Here is an 11,136-nt window from a genome sequence, read left to right on the forward strand (position 1 = left end):
TAGTTTTCCTTGGATAACTGGCTTTTTAGTTGGATTTTTTCTTTTTAATATATCATATAATGATATATGCGCGGTCTTGTGATGTACCTTTTATCTTTACGCACTACTTTTCCCCCTTTGAATTATTTTATCAAAATGAGTCTTACTAATATACACTCCCATATTGCTATAGGCTGTTCATGAAAATAGCAACATAAAAATATAACTTTTTAGCAATATGGATTCTACTATGATCTTTTTTCAACAAAATATAGAAAATCTTCTATAAAACCTCACAGTCTATAGCCTCATCAAATATTATGCTTATCTCTAGATAAATACTGTGCGTCTGTAAAAAAAATATCCACCCTTATTTCAATAAATAAGGGTGGATATTTTGTTTTGTTTTCGTTGTTCGTATTATTTTATTTTCAGAGTAATTGCACCACCTATGCCCCAATGACCACCAGCACTCGTGGCAGAGAGATTAGAGCGTATTTTTCCGTTTTCAGATGTATAACCAGCACCAAGAGCAAATGCGGATTGTCCACGCCATGTGCCGCTACCAAATGAGACACTCAAAGATCCTGGCTCGTCGAAGTAACGTAGGTTGGATACTGCTAGACCAACGGCGGCTGCTTGCCTTGCCTCTTTCCGTACGCTCTTAATGTCATAACTTAAAATATTAAACTTCATATCTGTATATCGGTCAGACCGATCAACAGCATCATCAATGGCATTAATAACAATATTATCCACCCGACTATCCGTATATTTTTTTGCATCATCGAGAACAATTTTCATCTGTTGCTGAGTGTAATCATGCAGTTGACCACCATTCACAGCTTCTTTCGAGTCCTTCTCAATACGGCCATCCGCAACATTATCAATTAAAACAGGTTCACTGGAATCTCCACCCTCTAAAGTGATCCTATTGGTTTTGTTTCCTTCTCCATCTTTATCATAGTTAACTGCACCATCTGCGACTGAAATTTCAATATCTTGTATATGTTGATGGATATTATCTACTCTGTTTTCAATTGTGTCTACCCTGTTTTCAACTTCTGTGACCTTCTTGTTCGTCTCCCATAGCTGTCCTCCATTTACAACTTCTTTTGAGCCTTTTTCAACTTTACCATCAGATACATTATCAATCTTGCTCGCTTTACCTTTATGACTAGCGTCATACATTCCTTTCTGTTCATTCCAATTTAAACCATTGGACGAGACATTGTTTTCAACATTTTGAATGCGGTCGTTTATCTTAGACATACTCTCACTCACGCCGTCAAAAGCACTGGCAACGTTATGATAATTCTTCTTTTCACCAGAGCTACCGTCAGCCTTGAATTGTGCTATCTTGAAAGTAGGAGCAGTCCATTCTCCATTATTATAGCCAGCGCCACCACCAAAATACGCAGCCAATTGGTTGCTCATAAGATAAAGTTGCGAACCATTTATAGCATCGGTTGAATTAGCAGAAATATCTCCATTGGCAAGAAACTTAATTTTGCTATTGGTTCTTCCCTCTCCATGCTGTGCTACAAATGCCTGCTCATCACTGTTCCACAACAAGGCGTCCCCTTTAACTTCTTGAGTAATATTCGTGATTTTTTCATTGACATCGTTTACCACATTCGTCAGATGCGTATTCACACTCTTCACATTTGCATCAAGACCTGTCAAAGCTGAGCCAACGTCATAATAGTTGGCTTTTGCCATCTGACCATCTTCAACAATAACAGATAAACTATATTTTGGTCCTTTAAAGGCACCATTTTCGAATGAGGCATCACCACCAAAATAATTTGCTATATCTCCAGATATTTTATTAATTTGGTTCCCATTGATTGCATCATGCGATCCTTGCGCAATTATGCCATCTTTAACATTATGGAGAGCAACAGGGTCTTGGTTATCTACCCCACCTAAAGTTACGCTACCATAATTAATGGCACCGTTTTCTTTATCGTAGAGAACTGCAGCAGCTCTTGTGAGATTAATATCATTAGAAATCATCTCTATACTTTTATCAAGCTGGGCTTTGTTAACAGCTTCATCACTCCACTCTGCAGCTTTTACACCGGAAATTGTACGAGCATCACCAGATTCGTTTGCAACATTGATTTCTATACCACCTGTTGACTCACCAATGGTGATAGCACCTTCATTCTCTTCCTGCTTAACGAGGCTATTTTTTGTTGCATTCGTAATCTGATTTTGAATATTCGTGATAGAAGCATCAACAGCATTAAAAGTAGATTCAAAACCATTATGTGGCTTACCCTGAATAGTGTAAGTGGGAGCCTTACCGTTAGATACATCCGCTCCACCACCAAAATATTGAGATGTATTTTGAGAAATTTTTTCTAGATTATTCGTAACAGTGGTAACATTCTGATTAGTAACAAAAAGTTGTGAACCATTTACCGCATCGGTTGAATTAGCAGAAATGTCTCCATTGGCAAGAAACTTAATTTTGCTATTGGTTCTTCCCTCTCCATGCTGTGCTACAAATGCCTGCTCATCACCGTTCCACAACAAGGCGTCCCCTTTAACTTCTTGAGTAATATTCGTGATTTTTTCATTAACATCGTTTACCACATTCGTCAGATGCGTATTCACACTCTTCACATTTGCATCAAGACCTGTCAAAGCTGACCCAACGTCATAATAGTTGGCTTTTGCCATCTGACCATCTGTATCAATAACAGATAAACTATATTTTGGTCCTTTAAAGGTACCATTCTTGAATGACGCACCACCACCAAAATAATTTGCTATATCTCCAGATATTTTATTAATTTGGTTCCCATTGATTGCATCATGCGATCCTTGCGCAATTATGCCATCTTTAACATTATGGAGAGCAACAGGGTCTTGGTTATCTACCCCACCTAAAGTTACGCTACCATAATTAATGGCACCGTTTTCTTTATCGTAGAGAACTGCAGCAGCACTTGTGAGATTAATATCATTAGAAATCATCTCTATACTTTTATCAAGCTGGGCTTTGTTAACAGCTTCATTAGCATTTACAGCTGCCTTCACACCAGAAATCGTCCTATCGTTGCCTGCATTATTTGCAACATTGATTTCTATACCACCTGTTGCCTTACCTATGGTGATAGTACCTTCATTCTCTTCTTGTTTAACGAGGCTGTTTTTTGTCGCATTTGTAATCTGATTTTGAATATTCGTGATAGAAGCATCAACAGCATTAAAAGTAGATTCAAAACCATTGTGTGGCTTACCCTGAATAGTGTAAGTGGGAGCCTTACCGTTAGATACATCTGCACCACCACCAAAATATTGAGATGTATTTTGAGAAATTTTTGCTAGATTATTCGTAACAGTGGTAACATTCTGATTAGTAACAAAAAGTTGTGAACCATTTACCGCATCGGTTGAATTAGCAGAAATGTCTCCATTGGCAAGAAATTTAATTTTGCTATTTTCTTTGTCTGCTCCATGCTGTGCTACAAATGCCTGCTCATTATTACTCCACAACAGAGAATCTTTAGAGACACCATCAATTTTCTGAGTAAACTCATTGGCTACATGTGTTAAGCGGCTATTCACATTGTTGATATTGTCATCAAGCCCTGTCAAAGCATCACCAACATTATTATGGTCCTTAGTTATTGCTACACCATCTTCAGAAATTTGCGATAAATGATAGTGCGGACCAAACAAAATACCTTCGCTAAATTCCGCATCACCACCAAAAATGACTGCTACATCTCGGGATATTTTTTCAATCTGGCTACCATTAATTGCATCATGCGATCCTTGCGCAATCATGCCATCTTTAACATTATGGAGAGCAACCGGTGCCGTAGTCTTATCACCACCTAAAGACACACTATTATAATTAACGGCTCCATCTGCTTTTTTATCGTAGAGAACTGCAAAAGCACCCACTTTCTGAATATTGAACACCTCTTCACCAAGATCAGTAACCGTAGCTGATATGTTAGTAACCTTATCGTTAATATGGATAATATCCTTTTCAGCACCTGCAACACGATCATTCGTCTCCCAAAGCTGACTACCATTGATTGCATCATGCGAATTTTCAATAATTTTCCCATCTTTAACATTACGGAGAGCAACCGGTGCTGTAGTCTTATCACCACCTAAAGACACACTATTATAATTAACGGCTCCATCTGCTTTTTTATCGTAGAGAACTGCAAAAGCACTTCCCTCTTCAATGTTATTAATACTGTTACTAATATCTGCTATACGCCCATCCAGTTGTTCTTTATTAACAGCGTCATTAGCATTTACAGCTGCCTTCACACCGGAAATTATCCTATTTTCACCAGATTTGTTTGCAACATTGATTTCAGTGCCACCTGTTGACTCACCAATGGTGATAGCACTTTCATTTTCCTCCTGCTTAACGAGGCTGTTTTTTGCCACATTCGCAATCTGATTTTGTATATTCGTGATAGAAGTATCAACAGCATTAAAAGTAGATTCAAAACCATTATGTGGTTTGCCCTGAATAGTGTAACTGGGCGCCTTACCGTTAAATACATCCGCTCCACCACCAAAATATTGTGATATATTATGAGTTACACCTTCAACTGTATTCTCAATCTTCCCTAACTGCGCAAAATTCACTGCATCCTCAGGTTCTTCCCCAGCTGCCACTCCTGTAATCTGCTTATTGCCAGCATTAATACCATCCACAGTTATACCAGCCCCATTAGCAAACAGAATGCCATCATCACTTATAGAGCTTCTTCCAGCGGTAACTCGTTCCACTTTAATATTCTTAGCTAGATCAAATTTTACATTATTGTCTTCCTCACCTTTTATAATCGTAAGGTTGCCACTTGCCGCTGACAAATCTACAGTATCTTTTATACCAACGGCTTTAGCATTTTTACCCCCAACGGATAGGTTCCAACCTTGATCTACGTATTTTTGTAATGATTTTAACTGCGCAACATTCACAGCATCAGTATCATAAGTACCAGCTGCCACCCCTTCAAGCTGGCGCGTCATCTTCTCTTTATCATTACCAATAGTCGCTATACCTGCATTACCTACCCATACATGACTATCATCACCTGATAAACCTTTAGTGAAAGGATCATAACCGGCCATGCCAAAACCTGAGCTAGTCCCAGAACCGTCCCCAAGAATAACCTTTCCATACGCCCGCGTTTCAGGCCCAGACCCTATAGCAACAGTTTCATCACCATCAGCCCTCACTCGTAAAGAATAAGCATTTACGAATGCATCTCTATTATCATCTTGGTTATTATATCCGGCATCTATCGCGATATTACCTAGTCCTAAAGCGTGCGCTGTAGAGTCTATAGCTACACTTTTCCCCTTTTCCGTATATTCCTCTGGATCTAAAATAACAGCGCCACCCACTGTAAAGATATTTTGCGCATCTTTCCATACAGACCTTCCGTCGACTGTTAAAACATTTATGGCAGAATTATCCCCCCCCATACCACTTGTATAATCATTATAAGCAGAAAGAGTACTTTGCGGATAAACCACGGCAGCATTCTTCACATTTTCAAGAGATGCTTTTGTTAAATCGAGATTTGCTGAAAAAACAGGAGAAGCATTCGATAAAAACAATGCCACCGCAGTTCCTAACGAAGCTACTTTAAACAATGATGATCGATGATGTGAACGAGAAAAACTCAAATCACGCAGATTTTGTGTAGTATATAATTTTTTCATAATACCCCCTTCATAATAATAGATTAAAAACACAAAAAAGGTATGCTCTAGAACTCTAAAGCTTTCTTATTTCCTTTGCGTGTTCCTGCTTTTACAGCGTGTTTTAGGTCATAAATAAAATTAAGACATAAGCTGTTGTTTCTACAGCGTCTTTAGAAGGGTAATTAGGGGAAGGTTCGTGAAAATCAATTTGAGGAAGGTAAAAAAATACTTAATATTAGAATAGATTTCATTTTTCTACCAAAGGTTGTGTGTCGTTTTTAGCTTTGATCTCTTTGAAAGAGGTATAATTTTTGTTGTGCCTATTGATCATCCGCTAGGCATCAGTTTATTTTTCGTGAATAAGATTTTTTATTTCATTAGAGGATTTATGAAAGCTTTTTACTAAAATGCCCCATCTATATCCTTACTAATGGTAATGTGTCTCGTTGCTGTATCCTGTTTTACAAAAATACTCACTGCTACTTGTTCTTTTATTCCCTTCAGTTGTGAAAAATTCACTGCATCAGTATTGCTAGTTCCTTTTTCAACATTTGTTACTTTTTTACTTGCCGCATTAATACTACCGGTGGTTATTTGCGGGACATCAGTAATTACTAAGCCTGTTGCATCGACTTTTGTTTTCTCTCCTAATGTTATGCTTTTCAATGCTATATCATTAGCCAAACCAAATATGAGCTTATTTTCATCGTCCTTATCTCTTTTAACCCTGAAGTTACTTCCTCCCGATGAAAAATTCTGTACTATCTAGCACCCATATCTTTAGCTGCCTCATCAGAAATAGACAGTTTCCAACCTTTTTTCTTACGACTTCTTCTAAATCTTGCAACTGTCTAAGGTTCACTGCATCGGCAGATTTTCTATCAGCTGCTACGCCTATAATTTGTCGCGTTATGTTCTTACTAGGAACACCAATACTTACTGCAACTTTCGTACTTTTCCATTGAGATTAGATGTTTTTAACCGGTTCTTGCAGAACAGACGTATCTCCAAAAACGCCAGCAGCTCTACCAGACACAGAGTTGTTCCCGATAGCTCTCCCATCAACCATCACTTTCTTTAGAATAGGAACCTAAAGCGATACTTCCACCCCCTTTTGCTTTTGAATAGAAGCCCATAGAAATAGCTTCTTGAGCAAATGCATATGCACGGAGTGACCAAGAGCAATCGAACCATATTCTAAAGCTTTAGAAACAGCTCCTACTACTGTTGAATAATCACTCTTCGAAAGAGTATAATCATTTTCCCCGTGTTCGCTCTTCTTATTATATTCACCACCTACTGCGACACTGCTTTTCTCTAAAGCATGAGCCATATTGCCTACAGCAACGCTCCATTCTTTTTCCGTTTGCGCTCCACTACCCTAAAGCAATACTTGTGTTTGGAGTACATTGCATATCCTGTAGATCGTTGCATTATAAAGCATACGTTTAAAACTATACGAAAATAAAAGCTAAAACTGTCTTCTTTTAATAAAGGGTATATTCGTATTTACATTGCTTGAAGCATTTTAATAAATCAAAATAATAGCAATCAATTTTTTGAATCTTTACCACTAAGCTCTTTTATTCTCAACAAAAGTTGTAATAAGCTTTTTATATTCGGATTTTATATAATTACGGGAGTTTTATACATTTAGAATAGCTTTAGAGAGTTCTGGAAGAAAGTAAAAAATTTGCCCTTTTCTTAAATAAGAAAAAGGCAAATCAATTTTATGGATTTAGTCGTTTATTAGTTGAGTATCACATTAACCCCTGTACTTATACCCCAGTGACCTCCAGAAGTGGTAATTGACAAGTTGGAACCAATATCACCGTTCTCTGAAGTATAACCTGCACCAAAAGCAAAAGCAGATTGACTACGCCATAAACCACTACCAAATGCGATTGTTAATTTTCCAGGAATATCACTATAGCGTAAACCAGCTACCGCTAAACCAACAGCTGCTGCTTGTCTTGCCTCTTTTCGAACATCCTCAACAGCATAACTTAATGTCGAAAACTTCATATCCGTATACGAATTAGCCCCACTAACTCCATCTTTTACAAGATGAGAAATTTGCTCATCCGTATACTTATTGGCACTTTCAAGCACAAAATCCATCTTATCTTTTAATTGACCGCCATTAACCGCTTCTTTCGAATCCTTTTCAATCTTTCCATCGGCTACATTGGCTATTAATACTGGAGAACTTTCATCTCCACCAACTAAGCTAACTTTATTGGTCTTTTTTCCCGTTTCTTTATCTTTATCGTATTGTACAGATCCCTCCGTAACTCTATTTTCAATATCCTTGACCTGATCTGTAATCATCTGCTGAGTTTCCCAAAGCTGTCCTCCATTCACTGCTTCTTTTGAATCTCTGTCTACCTTACCATTCGCTACATTGATAATCTTACTTGGACTCTTAACACCCTGAGAATCCACATGAGATGCATCATAACTTCCTTTTTCTTCATTCCAATTCAGACTATTCAAAGAGGTACCCTTTTCAACTTCTTTTATACGATCGTTGATAGTGCTCATGCTGTCATTAACAACATCAAATGCTTCAGAGACATTATTACGCTCCTCTTTATCACCTTTCGTACCATCCTTATTAAAGACCTGAACAGTGAATTTTGGTCCTTGCCAGTTTCCTTCCTTATCATAACCAGCTCCTCCACCAAAATATGAGGCAAATGTCTGTTGAAGTGTATAAATCTGACCACCATTAATCGCATCCGTCGAATCTTCTGATATCTTTCCTTTCGCAAGGAACGTGATCTTGCTGTTTTCCTTGTTACCTTCTTTCTCATGCTGTGCTACAAACGCACCTGCATCATCACTCCACAACAACGCATTTTGCTCAATGTTGTCTGAAATCTCATTATGAAGATTCTTGAAAACCTTATTTACACCGGCAAACGCGGCTGCAATGCTATCATAATTCTCCTCTTCAAAGCTTCCATCTTCTTGGAAAGTCATTATCTTGAAACCTGGAAGCGCCCAGCCATCACCATCATACTTAGCATCACCACCAAAATACTTTGCTAGCGACTGATTCAGATCATAAATCTGTCCGCCATTAACCGCATCACTCGAGTCTGATACTATAGAGCCAGCCGCAAGTGATGTGATCTTGCTTGCTTTTCTGTCATCACCTTTCCCATGCAGAGCGATAAAAGCTTTGTCACCATCGCTCCAAGATAAAGAATCTTGTGCAACTCCCTCTGAGACCTCCTTAATGCGAGCGTTCACATTCTTGATATTGTCATCAAGTCCTTTAAAGGCAGAACCAACATCGGTATGCGGTTTATCTGTTACTTCGCCACCTTTATCAATACTGGATAAATTATAAGTTGGCCCTTTAAAAGCACCACCCTTAAATTCAGCATCTCCACCCAACAATTTTGCTATATCCATTGAAAGAATGTGAACCTGTCCTCCATTGATAACATCCGTTGAGTTTTCCGCAATCGATCCAGCGGCTACATTATGGAGCGCAACAGGTGTAGCATCCTTCCCTTTCCCAAAAGTTACATTTGTATAATCAGTTTGATTATCTGTTGTTTTATCGTAAAGAACAACAGAAGAACTATCAGACAGAAGGGTATCAGAAAGATCCTTCAAACCTTTATCAAATTGTTCTTTGTTCACAGCTTCATTGGCTTTTTCTGCTGCCTTCACACCAGAAAGGGTTCGATCCTTACCACTCTTGTTTGCGATATTGATTTCACTACCTTCTACTCCTTTACCAATGTTGATAACATCTTCATTTTTCGTAACAAGCAAATTACTGATTACATCGCTGATCGCAGTTTGAACCTTTGTGAAAAGTTTACCCACACCTGAAAATGCATCTGATACATTCTTATAGCTTGATTCAGCTTCAGTGCCATCATCATTGATAATTTTGAGCTTAAAATCAGGAACTTTCAATTCCCCATCCTTATATTCAGCGTCATCAGAAAAATATTTTGCAACCTTATCGCCCAGTGAATAAAGTTGAGAACCATTTACGGCATCCATCGATTCTTTCGTAATATCTCCTACAGCAAGCGATGTGATTTTACTTGCCTTTCTGTCATCACCTTCCCCATGCTGGGCAACAAAAGCTTTGTCAGCATCGCTCCAAGATAAAGAATCTTGTGCAACTCCCTCTGAGACTTCCTTAATGCGAGCGTTCACATTCTTGATATTGTCATCAAGTCCTTTAAAGGCAGAACCAACATCGGTATGCGGTTTATCTGTTACAACACCTTTTTCATCAATATTCGATAATTTATAATCTGGTACTTTAAAGTTTTTGCCATCAAAGGATACATCTCCACCTAAAATTTTTGATAAATCCTCAGTGATTGCATGAAGCTGATCGCCATTAATCGCATCACTCGAAGCTGATATTATAGAACCAGCAGCAAGTGATGTGATCTTGCTGTTTTCCTTTTCTCCATCTTTTTCCCCATGCTTGGCTACAAAGGATTGTGCTTTACCATCCCACAACAGAGCATCGCCTTGAACAGATTCTTTGATATTCGTGACTTTGTCATTAAAATCATTAACGATGTTCTGCACATTCTTATTCACACTCTGGAAATTCTTATCAATTCCGTCAAAGGCTTCCGCTACATTATTGTAGGTTTTTTCTTCAACTTCAATTTCATTGCTCTCTAAGTTGAAAACTTTGAGTTTGAAGGTTGGTTTGTTCAATACGCCATTCTCATACGTAGCATCGCCGCCAAAATATTCTGCAACTTTGTTGCCCAGTGCATAAAGCTGGGAACCTGTTATAGTTTCGTGCGAATCTTTCTCTACCTTACCATCAGCGACATTAACAATCTTGCTCGCATCCTTCTCACCATGAGCGGCATTGTAGGCACCACCATCACCTACACTGCCATCCCAATTTAAACCATTCGAAGAGACGTCCTTTTCAAACTCCTTAATACGAGCGTTCACATTCTTGATATTATCATCAAGTCCTTTAAAGGCAGAACCAACATCGGTATGAGATTGATCTGTTACTTCACCTTTTTTATCAATATTCGATAATTTATACCCTGGTCCTTTAAAGTTTTTGCCATCAAAGGATACATCGCCACCTAAAATCTTTGAGAAATCATCTGTGATGATATGAAGCTGTCCACCCGTGACTGCATCATATGAACCCTTGGCAATCTGACCATCAGCAACATTGTGAAGTGCTACAGCAGCAGAATTTGCACCTTTTCCTAAAGTCACACTCGCATAATTTATAGTGTTATTATCACCCTCTTTTTTATCATAGTGAACAACAGCCGAGTCATCTGATTGAAGACTGTTAGAAAGCTTCTTTAAACTTTCATCAAGCTGACCTTTATTAACCGCTTCATTATTTTGTGTTGCTGCCTTCACACCAGAAAGAGTTCGATCTGCTTTGCTACTATTAGCGATATTGATTTCACTGCCTTCTACTTC

3 protein-coding genes and 1 pseudogene are annotated in these 11,136 nt (G+C 38.3%); all 4 read right to left on the reverse strand.

Annotated features, from left to right (window positions below):
* Positions 1-399 precede the first annotated feature (399 nt).
* Positions 400-5,697, reverse strand: a complete 5,298-nt coding sequence (locus ACFILL_RS08245; protein WP_375643706.1) for a Vomp family autotransporter — start codon at positions 5,695-5,697, stop codon at positions 400-402.
* A gap of 384 nt (positions 5,698-6,081) precedes the next feature.
* Entirely contained in the window at positions 6,082-6,345 is a 264-nt protein-coding gene (locus ACFILL_RS08250; protein WP_375681091.1) for a hypothetical protein, read from the reverse strand.
* Between the two features lie 424 nt (positions 6,346-6,769).
* Positions 6,770-7,027: pseudogene (locus tag ACFILL_RS08255) on the reverse strand (hypothetical protein); the annotation flags it as partial.
* A 401-nt stretch (positions 7,028-7,428) separates the two neighbouring features.
* A partial coding sequence (locus tag ACFILL_RS08260) for a YadA-like family protein (protein WP_375643703.1) occupies positions 7,429-11,136 on the reverse strand: 3,708 nt, incomplete at its 5' end.

The organism is Bartonella sp. AP20NXHL (assembly GCF_042196165.1).
Taxonomy (GTDB): domain Bacteria; phylum Pseudomonadota; class Alphaproteobacteria; order Rhizobiales; family Rhizobiaceae; genus Bartonella.